Raw genomic sequence first — 17,543 nt, 5'->3', positions numbered from 1 at the left:
AGGGTCATCTTGACTAGGCATGGGTGATTCCTCCGGATGGTGCTGCCGCCAGCTTGTACCGACGTATCTTATTGGCTAAGCCGACGCGCGAAAGTCCCAGTTCCTTCGCAACCTTGCTTTGGTTCCAACGGTGGCGCAGCAGCGCCTGAGTCACCACCTGAGCCTCCAGCCGCTCCACCTTCTGTTTCAAGGTCCCGGCACCGTTGATCAGATTCATCTCTTTCAACCGTGCGTCAGGAGGAACCACCTTGGCCAAGTCTTCAGACAAATGTTCTGTCGACAAGAATTCTCCATTCCCGGCGAGTGAGACCATTCGTTGAATTTCGGTTTCCAACTCGCGCACATTGCCCGGAAAGGGATAGGCCTGCAGATGGCGCATGACCTGGACCGTGATCCCGGCAACCCGGCGGTTCATGAGCTCCGAAAATTTTCTCGAAAAGTATTCGGCCAGCACCGGAATATCTTCGACTCGCTCGCGCAACGGCGGAATGATCAACTCGAACCCGCGCAGACGATAATACAAATCCTTCCTGAAGGTTCCCGCCTCGACCAGTTCTTTAATCGGCCGGTTGGAGGCAGCCAGGATTCTGACGTTTGCCTTGCGTGTTTTTTCAGATCCAAGGGGTTTGACCTCGCCCTCTTGCAAGAAGCGTAGCAGGCTGACCTGAAAGGAAGGCGACACCTCCGAAATCTCGTCGAGAAAGACGGTTCCTCCGTCGGCTGCCACAAAGAGGCCGAGTCGATCGCTGATGGCTCCCGTAAATGCCCCTCGTTTGTGCCCAAACAGCTCGGACTGAAGCAGTTCATCGGGGAGTGCTCCGCAATTCTGAGCAAGGAACGGGAACCTCTTCCTATTGCTAAAACCGTGGATGGCCCTCGCCATCAGCTCCTTTCCGGTTCCAGTTTCTCCTTGAATCAACACAGGCATATCGGTCGCCGCGGCTTTCCGAGCCAGGTTACAGACTTCCAACATACTGTCGCTGGCGAATACCAGCTTGTCGAATTCATAACTGTCCCTGATGAGCTTGGTGAGGTGTTCCTTGTGGCTTCGGAATGCTGCGTCAGAAAACTTCAACTCGCGGCTCATCAGCCGATGGCGCCGCGCCAGTTCCCTACTTTCGAGTGCCCGATCGATCAGTAACCGGAGATGCCAGGGCGGGCAGGGCTTCGGAATGACCTGATAGACCGCCGCTTCCTTGATGATCTTCACGATATCCGGAAGGTCGCGCGATTCCGTAACTAAGATACGGATCACATCAGGGTAGCGCACGCGCGCGTCATGGAAAAATTCCACCCCCCTGATATCAGGAACACCGTCATCAAACAAGACAAGATCGATCTTTTCCTTAGCCAGGATCGCCCACGCCTCTTTGCCGGACTTGGCACCGCACACCTTGTAATCAGTTTTCAGGAAATTGACGAGGGGACGGCGACTGTCGGGATCCGACTCGACGATCAGGAGGGTTTCCTCGTCTCGAGTAGACATGCAACTGACCTTACACTCTGATAAGCACGTTTACAAGCTATCAGTTTCGATTCGACTGGATCAAGACCATTTTCTTTGAACTCAGCTGCGAGCCTCCAACCTTCAAACTGGTGACCCAGCGGACTCCCGTGCTTACGTTGCCCACTGCCTCTGTCCGGAAAAGCCAGCTCAGGTTTATGCTGCCACCGGCTACCAGAAGCACTGTTGAAAAGCCCTTTCCTCTCAAGAGGGAACTCAGAGTTCTATTAACACGGTGGTGCGTATGAACCGTGGATGAGTAGCAGTAACTATCTCGGTTCCCGCTGAGTTAGCAGTGAGGTTCGAGAAGCTGGCCAAAGCCGAAGCGAAGAGTAAGAGCCAGCTCTTTTGTGAAATGCTCTGCGTGCATGAGCAACGCCGGCGGCAGGATCAGGCAGCCTGCGAGACAGGGGTGCTCATGGAAGCCGGTGTCGAAGCCCTGGTTTTCCAGAATCGCCGATGGTGCAGGTCATCTTTGACACGAATATCTGCGTGTTAGCCACGCCCTGGGTCCCTTTTCAATAAAGAGGTCCGGTTCCCTTTCTCGCTCTCTGACCTTGACCAAATCCAGGACGATCGGGTATCGTGCGGCTCCTGTGAGAGATGGTTGTTGGCACTTTTGTTGGCACTCAACGTTTTCATGCCTGAATAAAATTTATAACCTGTTGATATACGACTATTGACACAGTTGCTGACCTGATAGAGCACAGCCCTACCGCAATTTGGTGAGACATCGCATAAGTCGTTGAAAACATGTGCCGAGGTAGCTCAGTTGGCAGAGCACAGCCCTGAAAAGGCTGGTGTCGACAGTTCGATTCTGTCCCTCGGCACCACAACCCCTTCAAAATCCTTCGAAGTCCCGCGCCAGATGCGGCGAGGCGCGAGGGGTCGTTTTTGAGCCTTTTGGGGGTCTTTCGAGAAAGTGGTTGTCCAAACGGTTGTCCAAGACGGACCGGCTGTAAACGGCCAAGAGGACCACTGTCGGCGGCCCGGCTACCATCCGGTGAAATGGTTCCGGTGCATCAACGAAGGCCCGGGATTTTGGATCGACACAACCGATGTGCATGGATTAATGTGACGGCGGATTCTGAGAGACGATACCGATACCAGGCGAACTTGTCCAACGCGCCCTCGACGTGCACAGTCTCTAGCCTCAAGTCCTGTGTCATAAGGCCACACAAGTAGTAGTGCAACGCCGCCAGGTAGCAACTATCCAAAACACAAGTGGAGGGAGAATCAGCATCTGGACGACGGGAGTAATCCCAACACCCAACCATGGGATCAATGGCATGCTCTCTCTGTAGCCCCACCGAAATGCGACATATACCATCAGCCATTCAATGGCAACGCTGATCACCAACCCGCTCACGAGCATGGTCGCATATCCCTTAAGTCCTGGGCGCTCGAACCAATTCCAACGGCCACAAGCCATCCGGCCCATGAAGAATATCGCGAGAACAAGGACGCCGTCGCCGAGCCCCATCAACGCGCAGTGCCACCAAGGGAAGCTCCCACCATCTCGTCCAACGTAAAGGTCTGACTGGGATTGCGCCACCTCCCAGGGAGCATTCACGAGGGCAGCTACCACGAAGATTTGAATCAAAAGCTTCCTGTGCATGCTCCAGGGCGCGACAAATCAAAGGGTAGCGACCCGCCCTTTGCCCTTCTCTCCCTCGGCATTGGGCTATCAGAGATAGTAGAGAAGTGTGTCGTGATATTGCTGCCCGGCTTTCCGGAATCTCGCTGGCCGGATCGCTTCGGATCTATGGCCCATCGGCATCATGCACATACAGCCGACAGAATTACCGTCCTAAGTACCCTCCGGAACACCTTTGGTTACGTAGATTATCGTTTCCTCCTTTCCTGAACGGCAATAATTTACTTGCTGGCTCTACACCCCTCCCGATCGTGACACCGCGCGGCCCCGCCACACGGCATAGATTGCTGGGATCACGAGCAAGGTCAGGATTGTCGACGAAGCCATCCCACCGACCATGGGGGCCGCAATCCGTTTCATAACATCAGCACCGGTGCCCTGGCTCCACATGATCGGCAGCAATCCGATGAGGATCGCCGACGCCGTCATCATTTTGGGACGGACTCGTTGCACAGCTCCGTCGAGGATCGCGCCACGGAGATCGGCAAACGAGCGGAGTCTCCCCTCGCGCTGCCACCGGTCATAGGCTTCGTCGAGGAAGATGATCATGACCACGCCGGTCTCTGCCGCTACGCCGGCCAGCCCAATGATACCGACCCAGACCGCCACACTGAGATGGTATCCCAGCAGATATAGCAAGACGATCGCGCCGACGACTGCGAACGGCACGGACAGCAGCACGATCAGGCTCCGGATCACAGAGCGGAAGTTCAAATACAGCAGGATGAAGATCAGGAAGATCGTGACCGGCACCGCGATCCTCAGCCGGGCCTTTGCTCGCTCCATGTATTCAAACTGGCCTCCCCACGCGAGTCGATAGCCGGGCTTAAGCTTCACGCGCTCCCCAACCAGGCGCTTCGCCTCGGCGACATAGCCGCCCAGATCGCGTCCCGCCACATCGACGAAGACGATCCCAGCGAGCGACCCTTGTTCATCCCTGACCGCCGGCGGCCCAGTCACCATCTTGATCTCTGCTAATTGCACCAGCGGGACCTGCGCCCCGCGCGGCGTCTCGACGAGCACCCGCTGCAATCCCTCCACATCTGAGCGGAGTTCCCTCGCATACCGGACGTTGATCGGGTAGCGCTCACGTCCCTCCACCGTTTGGGAAATGTTCTTGCCACCGATAGCTGATTCGACGACATCCTCGACATCCTCCACCGTCAATCCATAGCGCCCCACCTCGCCGCGTCTTACCCGAAAGTCCAAGTAGTAGCCGCCAGTGACCCGCTCGGCATACGCGCTTCGGGTGCCGGACAGCCCTGATAGGAGGCTTTCAATCTGCACGCCGATCCGCTCGATCTCGCCGAGATCAGGGCCCAGGATCTTAATGCCCAGATTGCTTCGAACGCCGGTGGCAAGCATTTCCGTCCGAGTCTGTATAGGCATCCACCAGATGTTCGGCATCCCGGGAAATCTCACGGTTTTGTCCATCTCCGCGATCAATGCGTCCCATGTCATGCCAGACCGCCACTCTTCCTCGGGTTTCAACGTGACGACCGTTTCAGCCATGCTGAGATGCGCCGGATCGGTTGGCGTTCTGGCTCGGCCAACCTTTCCGAACACATGCTCGACCTCCGGAAACTGCTTGAGGAGTTGGTCTTGCCGTTGCAGAACCTGGGCTGCTTCGGTGATCGAGATCCCTGGCAGCGCAGTCGGCATGTACAGGATGGTCCCCTCATTGAGGGGCGGCATGAATTCTGATCCGAGGTTCTGATAGAGCGGGATGCTGCCCGCGACAGCCAACACGGCGAGAAGAATGACCAGCCAGCGCGCCCGTACCGCCCCAGCCACCAGCGGACGATACAGTCGGATCAGCCCACGATTGATGGGATTGCTTTCTTCCGACCGGATCCTTCCTCGCAGCAACCACACCATCAACAATGGCGCCACCGTGATCGACACCAACGAGGCGAAGAACATCGAGGCCGTCTTAGTCCAGGCGAGGGGCTTAAAAAGCCGCCCTTCCTGTGCTTCAAGACCGAAGACCGGGAGGAAAGAGATCGTAATTATGAGCAGAGAGAAAAACAGTGGCTTGCCGACCTCCTGTGCGGCCCGGATGATAATCGTCTCCCGGGACTCCTGCTGCCGCTTCCCCTCCGCCTGTTGCTGCTCCCATTGCTCCAGCCGCTTGTGGGCGTTCTCGATCATGACGATGACCGCATCCACCATGGCACCGATGGCGATGGCAATGCCGGCGAGTGACATGATGTTGGAGGTGATCCCGAGATAATACATGGCGAGGAACGAGAGCAGGATCGCGACCGGCAGGGTCAGAATGGCCACGAGGGCCGACCGGACATGGAAAAGAAAAATCAGGCTCACCAAACTGACCACCAGGCTCACCTCGAGCAGCTTTTCTTTCAGTGTCGCAATCGCCCGGAGAATCAAGCTCGACCGATCGTAGACCGGCACGACCTCGATGCCTTCTGGAATGGACCCCTTGATCTCCTCGAGCTTTTCTTTGACGCGATCGATCACGGCCAGGGCGTTCTCTCCGTAACGCATGACGATAATGCCCCCGACCGCCTCCCCTTGGCCGTCCAACTCGGTCACACCCCGGCGCATGTCAGGCCCCAGGGTGACATGGGCGACATCCTGCACGGTGATGGGCGTCCCTCCCCGGTCGGCCCCGATCGCGACTTGCCGGATATCTTCGAGCGTGCGAATGTAGCCTAACCCGCGCACCATATATTCCCGTTCGCTCACTTCCAGGACGCGCCCACCTACGTCGTTGTTGCTTCGGCGAATCGCTTCAATCACCTTGCTCAAGGAAATGTGATACCCGAGCAATTTCGTCGGATCGACGTTCACCTGATATTGCTTGACGAACCCGCCTACTGATGCGACTTCTGCGACACCAGGCACACTCCACAGCCAGTACCGGAGATACCAGTCCTGAAAGCTGCGCAAGGCGGCAAGATCATGACGGCCGGACCGATCGACGAGCGCGTACTGATAGATCCAGCCGACACCGGTCGCGTCTGGTCCAATCGTCGGCGTGATCCCTTCCGGCAGCTTCCCCAATGCGCTCTGCAGATATTCGAGCACACGACTGCGCGCCCAATACATATCTGTGCCGTCTTCAAAGATGACATACACGAACGACAGGCCGAGAAAAGACTGCCCCCGAACTGATTTGATGTGAGGAGCGCCGAGTAGCGAGGTAATGATGGGATAGGTGATTTGATCCTCGACCAGATCCGGACTGCGCCCCTGCCATTCCGTGAAGACAATGACTTGCACATCGGAGAGGTCGGGGATCGCATCAAGCGGGGTCTGGCACACGGCCCAAAGACCCCAGCCCATCACCAGCACAAGGGCCAGCATCACCAACACCCCATTCTTGGCGCTCCATTGGATGATGCGTTCGATCATGGCTCAGCTATTAATAGCTCGTCTGGCCACGTGCGTGAGGAAAGGCCCATGGTTTCCATTGCCGATGTTGGGAGGAAGCAACATGCACAGAATCCACACGTTTGACCAAGCTCACGCCTGTGGTCGTGGTCTTCTTTCGTAGATGCCTTTGCCGCTCGCACTCTTTTGCCTCATCGTACTGGCGTCGTCACTAATGAAGCTCCCTTCACTTATCCAGCATGCCTGACAATCCCCCGCCACCTGCTGTAACCGAGAAGGTTTCATTCACGTCGGGCTGGCCCGCGCGCTGCACAGTGATGGTCAGATTCCACTGCCCCCCCATGCCGAGATTGACCTTCGCCTCGTAGGCACCATCCTTCCCCCGTTTCATCGGCACCGTCGCCGGCATCATGCCCGGCATGGGCATCGTGTAGGTGAGCTGAACAATGGCGCTCGTTACCGCCTTCCCTCCCTCACCTTTAATCGTGACGCGGATGAGGTTCTCGCCAATTCGCGGTGAGGCAGGTTCCGTCACAAGTGCCAGTGTCAGGTCTCCAGCCTTTTTGCTGGCCGTCGCCTTCCTTCTCTCGGGAGTTCCCCTTGGCATTTCGCCCATATCCATCTGGCCCATCTGAGCCTGCTCCATCCTGATGCCGCCCATCCCAAGAGAACCCATCATGTTCGTGGCGGCCATGAGTTTGCTCTCAGAATCGATCAGGAAATTGCCGGAGGTGACGACACGGTCCCCTGGCTGAAGCCCTTCTCGCACTTCATAGTAGGCCCCTATCTTTGAACCGACGGTAACTTCGCGCGGCTCAAAGAGACCTTCACCGCGAGCCACAAACACGAGTTGCCGAGTCCCGGAATCCAGCAACGCCCCTTCCGGCAACGCCAGTTGAACACCCCGATTCACGTCGATCTGCACGGTGCCGTACATCTCAGGTTTCAAGAGGAGTTGAGGATTCGGCAGTTCCAAGCGGACCTTCACGGTCCGGGCTTCTTGATTGAGATACGGATAAATGTAGGACACGCGCCCGTGAAAGGCTTGGCCGGGATAGGCGGCAAACGTCGCCGCCGCCAACTGCCCGGTCTTCACGAAGGGCACCTCGAACTCGTACACCTCAGCGTTTATCCAGACCTGACTCAAATCGGCAATGGAGTACAACCGGGTCTCGGGCTGTACAAACATGCCTTTGAAGACTTGCTTGTCTATGACATAACCCTCCACCGGCGAGTAAATCGTCAGATAGGTCTTCGCCTTGCCCCGCCGGGCAATTTCGTCAATCTGGGCATCCCTTAAGGTCCACAAGCGCAAGCGCTCGCGTGTCGCCTCCAACAGCTGCTCAGCCTGCTCGCGCACCTCGGGAATGGGACTATCTTTCAACTTATCCCGGCTCCGCAGAGCGAGCAGAAATTCATCCTGCGTGGCGACCAGATCGGGACTGTACAGATTGAAGAGTGGCTGCCCTTTGCGGACCGACTGGCCGGTGAAATCCACAAACAACTCATCAACCCACCCCGAGATCCGCAGATTGACATGAGTGATTCGCTGTTCGTCGTACTCCACCCGCCCCACCGTCCGCGTCGTCGTCTTCAGCGGCCGCTCCTCGATCACCGCCGTCGTGACACCGATCAACTGTTGTCTGGCCGGAGGCACCATGGCATAGGCCTGAGAGACGTTGCTTTCCCCGCCCGCCGGCATCGACATGTCAGCCATGCCGTCCTTCGGCGGTACAGCCTCTGACTGCTTACCTGCCATCGATCCGCCTGAGGATGCCAGTTGACGTGTTCCTCCGCTCACAAACCAGGCGCCGAGTGCCACCATCATCAGGCCGGCCCCTATGAGAATCCACCTGGTTCGGTGTCGTATCCGAGATCGTTTCATCATGGCATCCCTCGCTCGTTACAATTCCGTGCCGACCACCTGCACCACCTCAGCCAGACGCGACTCTCGGTCCACAAGCGCTCGCCAGTACGCCAATTGGAAGTCCCGCAACGCACGGTCGGCTTCAATCAAATCCAGAAACGACGTTCTTCCAGTGCGATAGCCGGCCCGTGCCGCTTCCACACTTTGTTCAGCTTGCGGCACCACGGTAGTCCGGTACAGCACGGCCACTTCCCAACTGGCGCGGACTCTGGCAACCAGGTCGCGGATCTGGAAACGCGTCAGGTTTTCCAGCGTGTGAAGATCCGCCCGCGCCGCAGCGATCCCTGCGGCCGCCTCGTGGACGGCGGCGTCGTACCTCGGCTTGGTCCAGAACGCGAAGGGCACGTTCACGGACACCACGGCGCCGAAGCCATCATTGGCCTGAAAGTTCTGGAACCGCTGCACAGCCACGTTGAAATCCGGATAGTACTGCCGCCTAGCCAACGCACGAGACTGCTCGTTTCGCCGCACGGCCAGTTCAGCGGCTTTCAGCTCCGGTCTTGCGGTCGTCGCGATCTGATAGAGCTCTTCAAGGTCCTTGTCGAAGCGCCCCTCATGCGGCCCCTGTGGGGACCCAAGCGGAAACCGTGGATCCCGGTCCAATAGCGTGTTGAGTTTGGCCTGAGCCGTATCTCGCTGCTGTTCCAGCACGGGAAGTCGCTGGTACAAGGTAGAGAGTTCCACCTGAGCCTTGAGCACATCCACCTGAGTGCCCTTTCCGGTTCTGAACTTTGCTGTGGCGATTTCGAGAAACTGCTTCAGCAGATCGACCTGCTCATGGTGAATCTGGATGGCTTTGTGCGCGAAGAACAGATCGTAGTAGGCCTGCTTGACGCGCGCGGTCAGGTCCCGTTCCCTGGCGCGGAGCGCCTGCTCGGTCATCTCGGCCGACCGGGTGGCAATCTCTTCTTTCAGCGCGAGTTTTCCGGGGAATGGAAATTTCTGGGCCAGGCCGATGATGGTATTCTGCGCACGGCCCAGGTTGAAGGACTCAGGGGCGTTCCACCATTGAACTGACAGGTTCGGATCATCCAGCGAACGCGCCTGCGTCACTCGTTTCGAGGCCGCCTCCCATTGCTGGCGCGCCGCCTGGATTTCAGGATTCCGCGCCAGCGCCTCTGCAATCACCCCCGAAAGATCCAGTGTTTTCAGCGCGAGCTGATCTTCGGCAAAGGTTACACTCGCGAAGACCACACTCGCCGTCACGGTGGTCACACACGACAGTTGCGCTATCCATTTCATGTTGGTCTCCTCCACGGTTTCTTCCCTTCCGAACGCAAACCCCGGTGAGAGGGCGCGCAGCCGGTCGCTTACAACGATGGCCAAGCGAAGGGAGCTATGAGAAGAAGGCTCTGAAAGAGAAACGTGAAGGGATCAGATGCGAAGGACCGTAGTTCTGATCAAGGCGTCCTGTGGAGGTCTTTGTGCGGGGTATCCCGGATGCTGGGGTGTCCGGAGAGAAAAGCTGATCAGCGAGGTCAGCGGGGCGGCCTCGGTCGGACTCACCACCTGCACATCAACAGAGAGATGGAAGTCTGAAGCAGCATGGAGACCCAGCGTGGTGAAGGTATCGCAGAACTGACGGACCGGCTGGTCCTGTGGGTCTGCGCAGCCGCCACCCATCGCCGCTTGCGGAACACCAAACAGGGGCAGCAGGCAAGCGTAGGCGTTGAAGCTGAAAAGCAGGAACAGCAGAACCAACGCCCCTGCGATGACGATAGACACGCGCCGCATACGTTACTCCTGCAAATCTTCAGTTACGATACGCCCTGATGTGACCGGTGTCAATCTGGAGCAGAAAGCTGGAGCAGAAAGCCTGGTAAAATGGCCGGCTGGTTTCATGGAGACCAGCCGGCCAGTGTCCGTCCCTATCCGAGGAGTCCCTGCACCCATTGCCGGACTTTGGATGCCGTCTCGTAAGGGCAGAAGCCAAGAATCTCTACCCAATGGCACACTGGAATCACCTCCTTCCACCAAGAGACCACTGCCACCATTTCAGAATCTGCATTTCATGGACAGAATGGGCAGGATGGACAGCCAGAGCTCGCGAAGCTACTCGTTGTCGACCAGACCCTGGTTAGAAGCGCGACCACTATTCCTGGCAGGACGCTGAAGAGATATCTCATGCGCTTCACTTCCTTTCGTGGGCAAAATGGGAGGGATACCTTCGATCAGACAGCACACTTCCGAGTCGCTCAGCGGTGGACAGGAGCGCCCCTTGTTCTTGTTCCATTCTTTCTGATAGGCCCTCAGCCGGTTTCGCAATTCTGAAAGCAAGGTGATCTGGTGCTCGAGGAGTTGAATCTTTTGTTCGGTCCAGCGCAGCACGTCGGGGCAGGCCGTGCCTCGTTTCTTAGCAATGTCAAAAAGCGCGCGGATTTCGGCCAGGGTGAAGTCCAGGCTCTTCGCCTTTTGAATGAAGCTGATACGTTGCATGACATCATGATGAAAGAGGCGATAGCCGTGGTAATTGCGAGAGGCCTTGGGAAGAAGGCCCACCTCCTCCCAATAACGTAGAGTCTTCGACGAGACTCCTGTGCGCGTTGCCACCTGCCGAATTGTGAGCGGCTCCGTATCCATAGCGGCCATACTAAACCTTCCTCCAACTGGAAGGTGCAAGGGGTCACGCTGATTACTATGATGAGCTACCAAGGCGAGCAAGAAATTGCTCCACACATGTCCCTGAAAGAGGAGTGGTCGGGTCCTTATTGCCATCGGACACGTTCAGCTTGGGGTCAGGACGTGTGGGCCGTGGTCTTTATCCACCAGCTTCTTCCGGGTCTCCATCAGTGTTGACCTGCTACTGGGGGCGTGGCACTCCTAGGGTAGTCATTGGACTTCTGCCCCTTTCGGATTCTTAAAGGAGATCCCCGCGCTTCTCCTCGAATTCCTCTTTGCTGATCTCCCCGGGAGACTAAGACCAACGCAGAAGCGTCACGATCATTGAACCTCATATCGCCACCCCTCCGTCAGAAGCCGGGGTAAGTACGGCTGCATCCGAGGCGCACCGTCGCGCGATTCGTTGCTCGACCCACCGATAGAGCACAGGGAGCACGAGCAAGGTCAACGCTGTGGACGAGAACAAGCCGCCGACTACCACTGTGGCGAGCGGCCGCTGAATCTCGGAGCCCGGGCCGGTCGCCAGCAGCAGCGGCATGAGCGCCATCATCGCCACGATCGCGGTCATCAGAACCGGCCGCAACCGGAGAACCATACCGGTCAACACCGCCTCGTCCAATGCCATGCCCTGTTCCCTCAGTTGGTTGATGTAGGCGATCTTCACCACCCCGTTGAGCACCGCCACGCCGAACAAGGCAATAAAGCCGACAGAGGCCGGAACCGAGAGATACAGCCCGCCGACCCAGAGCGCCAGGAGACCGCCGACCATCGCAAACGGAATCGCGAGGAGAATGAGCGCCGCCTGCCGCAGGTTGCCGAACGTGACATAGAGCAAGAGAAAGATCAGTCCAATGACCAGAGGCACGACCACGCCCAGGCGTGCCATCGCCTGTTGTTGGTTTTCGAACTGGCCGCCCCAGGTGAGATAATAGCCCGGCGGAAGCAGCACCGTGTGCGCAACTTCGGTTTGGGCTTCTTCCACCGCACCGACGAGATCGCGTCCGACCACGTTGGCCTCGATCACAATCCGGCGGCTCGCCTGCTCGCGGCTGATCTGCGCCGGGCCTTCCACGATTCGAATGTCGGCCAACTCCCGGAGTGGAATCCGGGTACCATCCGGTGCCGTAACCCAGAGCGCCGCAATCGTCTCCACATCGGCTCGCCGATCATCCGGGAATCGGACCATGATCGGAAAGCGCCACTGTCCTTCGAAGACGTCTCCTGCAGCGATCCCACCGCCGACGGCTTCAATTACTTCGGTGATCTCGGCCACATTGATCCCATGGCGCGCGATCTTGGCGCGGTCGATGTCGATCTTGAGATAATACAGACCAGACACTTGCTCGACCCGGAGATCCGACAGCCCGCGCACCTGCCCCAAGACTCGGACGATCTGGTCCGCCTTGGTCCGCAACGTATCGAGGTCGTCGCCGAACAATTTGACGGCAACCTGTGATCGCACCCCCGACGCCAGTTCGTCTACCCGCATAGCGATGGGCTGGGACAAGCCGAACGCAAGGCCGGGTACTTGCGCCAGCCGCCGACGGATGTGTTCCTCGATGTTGGCTTTCGACGGCGCCTGCCATTCGGACTCCGGTTTGAGCAAGACATACATGTCGCTGAGTTCCATCCCCATCGGATCCGTCCCGAGTTCGTTGGCGCCGGTGCGCGAGACTACCGAGCGCACGTCCGGCAGTTCCAACAAGAGGCGTTCGACCTCTCCCGCAATCTTCAGCGATTCGCTGAGACTGATGCTGGGCAGTCGCATCAGATTCACGACGATCGTGCCTTCGTCCATGATCGGAACGAACTCCCGCCCTATGAAAGGGACGAGGGTCGCTCCGCCGAGGAGCACACCCCCCGCCGCGATGACCACGAGACGAGTTCTGCGCATGGCGCCTTCCAACATGTGCCGATAGAGCCGTCGGCTCTCCTCCAGCAGACGTCCGCCATCCTTCGTCACACGCGGCTTCATGAGCACCGCCGCCAGCACCGGAACCACCGTCATCGAGAGTAGTAAGGAACTGAGGAGGGCGATGACCACGGTCAGGGCTAGTGGAATGAACATCTTGCCTTCCATGCCGTGGAGCGTCAGAAGGGGAACAAAGGTCAAGGCGATGATCAATTCCCCGAAGAGGCTCGGCCGCCGCACCTCCAGTACCGCGCGCAAGACTACGGGCAAACGATCGGCGAGCGACAAGGCCCGGCCCGTCGCCTGCTCACTCAAATGGCGCTCGACATTCTCCACCTGCACGATGGCGGCATCGACGATCATCCCCAGCGAAATGGCCAGGCCGCCCAGTGACATCAGATTGGCCGACAGGCCGACCTGTTGCATGATCAAGAAGGTCGCCAAAGTGGCGAGCGGCAAGGTCAGGGCCACCACGAGCGCGCCGCGGAGATTTCGGAGAAACAGGTACAGGACAAGCATCACAACCACGGCCCCCTCGAGCAAGGCTCGCTCGACGGTATCCAGGGCGCGCGCCACTAATTCGATGCGATCGTAAAAGGGCTTGATGGTCACGCCGGCAGGCAAGACCTGGTTGATGAGTGACACCTTGTCTTTCACGCCCGAGACAATCGCTCGACTGTTGCCGCCGCGCAGCATGACCGCAATGCCTTCGAGCACCTCACCCTTTCCGTCGCGCGTGACGCCCCCCAAGCGGATGGCGTTCCCTTGGCGCACGTGGGCGACGTCCCGGAGATAAATGGGTGTGCCCGTGTGCGCCGCCACGACAATCTGTTCGAGGTCGGCTGTCGAGCGGGCCAGTCCGACGCCATAGACGACCAGCTTGTCTCCGCCCTGCTCAATGTAACTGCCCCCGGCATTCTGATTGTTGCCCGCGACGGCCGCATGGACTTGGCGCAAGGTCAGTCCCAAGCTCGTCAGACGATTGAGGTCGACCAGCACTTCATACTGTTTGGCCAATCCACCTAACGTATCGACGTCCGCCAATCCCGGGACGGCACGCAGCATCGGTCGAATCACCCAATCTTGTAGCGTTCTCAACTCCATGAGGGTTTGCGGGCCTTCGACGAGGTACATAAAGACTTCGCTCAGCCCCGTACTGACCGGTCCCAGCACCGGCTCGGCATTTTGTGGCAGACGGGATCGTGCTTGGACCAGCCGTTCCAGGACGAGTTGTCTTGCGAAATAAATGTCCATCCGGTCTTCGAAGACCACCGTAATGACCGATAAGCCAAACCGCGACACCGACCGCAGCTCCGTTTTGCCGGGCAGATTGGTCAGCTCGATTTCGAGGGGAAAGGTCACCAGGCGTTCGATTTCTGATGGAGCAAGAGCGGGCGCCCGGGTGATCACTTGAACTTGGACCGGCGTGACATCGGGAAAGGCATCAATGGGGAGATGGCGGAACGCCGCCACACCGCTCACGATGAGGCCGCACACCATCAGTAGCACAATGAGCCGTTGTTCCAATGCCGCGCGGATCAACCGTTCGATCATAACGGGCCTCCCGTCGGCATCTGTTCGCGTAGCAACTCCGACTTGAGGGCATAACTGCCCTGCGTCACGACTTCGTCTTCGGCCGCAAGGCCCGCGATCACTTGAAGATAGTCACCCGAAGCCTGGGCCGCGGTCACCACACGAGATTCGAACCGCCGCGGTCCCCGCACGATGAACACCACCGTACGACTCCCCATCTGCTGCACGGCTTCACGCGGCACGCTCAAGACAGACTGCTCGGCAGTCGTCAACGTGACCTCGGCAAACATTTCCGGCCGCAACCGGCCATCTGGGTTGGCGACCTCCGCACGCGCTGTGACCGTGCGCGTGGTGGGATCGATCACCGCCCCCACATAGGTAATGGCGCCTCGAAACAGCTGGTCCGGATAGGCCGACACACGGAGTTCGATCGTCAGCCCGGTCTTCAGCAGGCCGGCTTGTTGCTCAGGGAAGTCGGCACGCACCCAGACGGTCGAGAGGTCCGCAACCGTAAACAGGGTTTTATTGGGATCAACAACCTCGCCAACCGTGGCATTCCGCTCGATCACGTCACCGGTAAAGGGCGCGCGGAGCGCAACTTGCGCGACCTCCGCATGCGGCAAGGTCTTCGCTGCGAGGCGCTGGATTTCCTGCTCCGTCATGCCGAGGAGATGCAATTTCTCCTCCGCCTCATGGAGATCGGCACGCGCATTCTCATACTCGGCCTCGCGCCGTTGATACTCCCCCGCGCCGATCGCGCCGCGATCGATCAAGGCTTTGGCCCGTGCGAGCGATTTCTCCGTCACGCCGAGCGTCGTCCTCGCTTTACGATATTCGAGCTGCGCTTCACCGAAGGCCGGGCTGTCGAGCAGGAGCAACCGATCCCCTTCCTTGACACGATCGCCCAGGTTGGCATACACGGCCACGATACGGCCGGGGACCCGGGGACTCAGGTGCGCCAATCGATTCTCGTTCGCCAAAACCTTTCCGGCCTGGGCCTTGAGGGCCATCCGAATCGGACGGAGCGCGACCCGATCGGTCTGAAGCTGGGCAAGGGTTGGACTGCCTTCGGGCAGTTCGATGACACCGGAGTCTTGCAAACCTTTGGTTGACTGAGATGGCGTCTTCGGCGCGTCTTCCTGCTTCGCCTGACACGCCGTCTGTGCGATGGCGACCAACACCACGATGGCGATTCGGAGGGAAACGGGTGAAGAACGCAGCATCATGCCACCGTTCATGGCATCCCTCCCACGGCCCGCTCTAACCGGGCCAGCGCGATGGAATGTTCGGCGCGTGCCTGCGCATATTCGAAGAGCGTCTGACGGTAGACCCGCTGGGCATCGATCACTTCCAGCAAACTCGCCACACCGTGACGAAAACTGAACTGGGCGATGTCGTACGCTTCTTTGGCTTGATAGAGCAGGCCTTCCTCGAAGACTTTCATCTGTTCTTGCGCAGTTCGTACCTCCTGAAAATGCTGCGTGACGGTCTGCTCCAGCTCCTGTTGTACCCGAGCTCGTTCGGCTTGCGCTTTCCGATGCGCGCCCATCGCGGCCCCGATTTCTCCCTGTCGGCGATACCACAACGGGAGCGGCACACTCAGCCCCGCCGTGATGGATTCATCGCCGGCTTCCCGATGATATTGCCCAATCACCGCCACATTCGGGATGCGCGAGGCGCGTTCCTGTTCGATCGTGAACTCGGCTTGTTCCACCGCCTTCTGTTGTCGACGGAGGGCTGGATGCCGGTCGAGGGCCTGCTCGATCAGGACAGGGAGCTTCAGGCCTGGACGCACCGATTCAAAGTCTCCTTGGATCCCAAAGGACTCGCCGAGAGCCTTGCCGGTGACCCTATTGAGCTTGGTCCGAGAGACCAGCAGGGCGTTCTCCGCTCGCGACAATTCCTTCCGTGTTTTTTGCAGTTCGACGGTCGCCTTGACCAATTCGAATTTAGGCGCCTCCTTTGTGCTGACACGCGCCGTCACCAATTGCACGAGATCTTCGACCGTCTTGAGGTTGTCCCTCGCGAGCTGTGCGTCCTGTTGCGCGAGGAGCAACTGGAAGAACGCCCCCTTCACCTCAGCGATGACCATCACCTTGGCCTCCTCCATACTGGCGAGGGCGCCGGCCACTCCCGCGTCGGCCGCCCGTTGTCGGGCCGCGCGTTTGCCCAGCCACTCCAGCGGTTGCTCGACGGTGATCGTGCGCTCGGTGATGCTCACGCCGGTACTCGGATCCCGGATCGCCCCACGACCGGCCGTTCCGCTGACAGAAGGATTAAGGTAGGCACCCGCGGCGACCTGTTGCCCACGACTCTGTTCAATCGAGGCTTGTGCCCCGGTGATCATTGGGCTGCGCTCAAGTGCGAGTTCGATAATGGTGTTGAGGCCATAGGGTGTTGGACTCGGGTCAGCCGCACGGATCTCCTGCCGTAGGAGGAGAACGCCGGCCAGCACGAACCAGAGCACCATGACGAATCGATAGACCATACGACTCCTCCTTCTTCTCCTCAGCGGGAAGTCGCCGGAGACCGGCTTCACTCGGGCGCCACGAGGATGGCTCAAGCCCAGTTGGCCGCCAGTAGCCCGCAGCGGTCTTCCCGCTTTACGTGATCACGCTGCGACGAGAACAGCTGTCAGGAGAGAGGAACCGGAGGAGCCCGAAGAGGAAGAGCGGTCGCGAGAAACAGCACGGTCGGCGCGACATCTCGAGGCGATGTGCTGCCGGAGAAGACGATGGGAGCGGGCGAGGGAACGTCTTCACTCAGACAGAATAGGCTGTGGAGAATCTTCGCAATCGTCGGAGCCGCTGAAGGAGCCACGAGGGAATATTCGATTTCCGGATGAGTAAACGTATGCCCATGATGGCCAATAGATTGGACATGCTGATGTGTACCGCTCGGGCAGGTGTTATCATGTTGAGCGGGATATTCGCACTCCAGCGGGGCCGAGAAGACGGTGTGCGTGACGGCGTGGTGCACATGGCCAGGATCTCCGTGGTTGTGCTCTACTTCCGGGTGAACATGGACGAGTGGT

Annotated in this window: 9 protein-coding genes and 1 tRNA gene; 1 reads left to right on the top strand and 9 read right to left on the bottom strand. The window is 58.8% G+C overall.

Annotated features, from left to right (window positions below; all coding sequences use genetic code 11):
• Window positions 1–13: 13 nt before the first annotated feature.
• The gene (locus tag NITMOv2_RS07500) at window positions 14–1,486 is read right to left on the bottom strand and encodes a sigma-54-dependent transcriptional regulator (RefSeq protein ID WP_053379273.1); all 1,473 of its coding nucleotides are present in this window, start codon (window positions 1,484–1,486) and stop codon (window positions 14–16) included.
• Window positions 1,487–2,261: 775 nt separating this feature from the next.
• On the opposite strand from NITMOv2_RS07500, the gene NITMOv2_RS07495 reads away from it, so the two are divergent.
• Window positions 2,262–2,337: transfer RNA gene (locus NITMOv2_RS07495), tRNA-Phe, on the top strand.
• Between the two features lie 1,058 nt (window positions 2,338–3,395).
• On the opposite strand, the gene NITMOv2_RS07485 is transcribed toward NITMOv2_RS07495, so the two are convergent.
• From NITMOv2_RS07485 to NITMOv2_RS07450, 8 genes are all read right to left on the bottom strand, one after another.
• Complete coding sequence (locus NITMOv2_RS07485; RefSeq protein WP_053379271.1) at window positions 3,396–6,539, bottom strand: efflux RND transporter permease subunit; 3,144 nt, start codon at window positions 6,537–6,539, stop codon at window positions 3,396–3,398.
• 205 nt (window positions 6,540–6,744) lie between these two features.
• Entirely contained in the window at window positions 6,745–8,346 is a 1,602-nt protein-coding gene (locus NITMOv2_RS07480; RefSeq protein ID WP_187299397.1) for an efflux RND transporter periplasmic adaptor subunit, read from the bottom strand.
• Between the two features lie 75 nt (window positions 8,347–8,421).
• On the bottom strand, window positions 8,422–9,687 hold the full coding sequence (locus NITMOv2_RS07475; RefSeq protein ID WP_053379269.1) for a TolC family protein: 1,266 nt from the start codon (window positions 9,685–9,687) through the stop codon (window positions 8,422–8,424).
• 132 nt (window positions 9,688–9,819) lie between these two features.
• On the bottom strand, window positions 9,820–10,179 hold the full coding sequence (locus NITMOv2_RS07470) for a hypothetical protein (protein ID WP_053379268.1): 360 nt from the start codon (window positions 10,177–10,179) through the stop codon (window positions 9,820–9,822).
• A gap of 318 nt (window positions 10,180–10,497) precedes the next feature.
• The gene (locus NITMOv2_RS07465) at window positions 10,498–11,034 is read right to left on the bottom strand and encodes a MerR family transcriptional regulator (RefSeq protein ID WP_053379267.1); all 537 of its coding nucleotides are present in this window, start codon (window positions 11,032–11,034) and stop codon (window positions 10,498–10,500) included.
• Between the two features lie 361 nt (window positions 11,035–11,395).
• Window positions 11,396–14,530, bottom strand: a complete 3,135-nt coding sequence (locus tag NITMOv2_RS07460) for an efflux RND transporter permease subunit (RefSeq protein ID WP_083447850.1) — start codon at window positions 14,528–14,530, stop codon at window positions 11,396–11,398.
• The gene (locus tag NITMOv2_RS07455) at window positions 14,527–15,747 is read right to left on the bottom strand and encodes an efflux RND transporter periplasmic adaptor subunit (protein WP_083447849.1); all 1,221 of its coding nucleotides are present in this window, start codon (window positions 15,745–15,747) and stop codon (window positions 14,527–14,529) included. The genes NITMOv2_RS07460 and NITMOv2_RS07455 overlap by 4 nt, the downstream gene beginning before the upstream one ends.
• Window positions 15,744–16,997 carry a TolC family protein gene (locus NITMOv2_RS07450; protein WP_053379265.1) on the bottom strand — a complete coding sequence of 418 codons (1,254 nt, stop codon included), beginning with the start codon at window positions 16,995–16,997 and terminating at the stop codon, window positions 15,744–15,746. The genes NITMOv2_RS07455 and NITMOv2_RS07450 overlap by 4 nt, the downstream gene beginning before the upstream one ends.
• Between the last annotated feature and the right edge of the window lie 546 nt (window positions 16,998–17,543).

The organism is Nitrospira moscoviensis, from assembly GCF_001273775.1.
In the GTDB taxonomy this organism is placed as follows: Bacteria; Nitrospirota; Nitrospiria; order Nitrospirales; family Nitrospiraceae; genus Nitrospira_D; species Nitrospira_D moscoviensis.
Note: the sequence above shows the minus strand (reverse complement) of the source record. Positions and strands in the feature narration are given on the sequence as shown.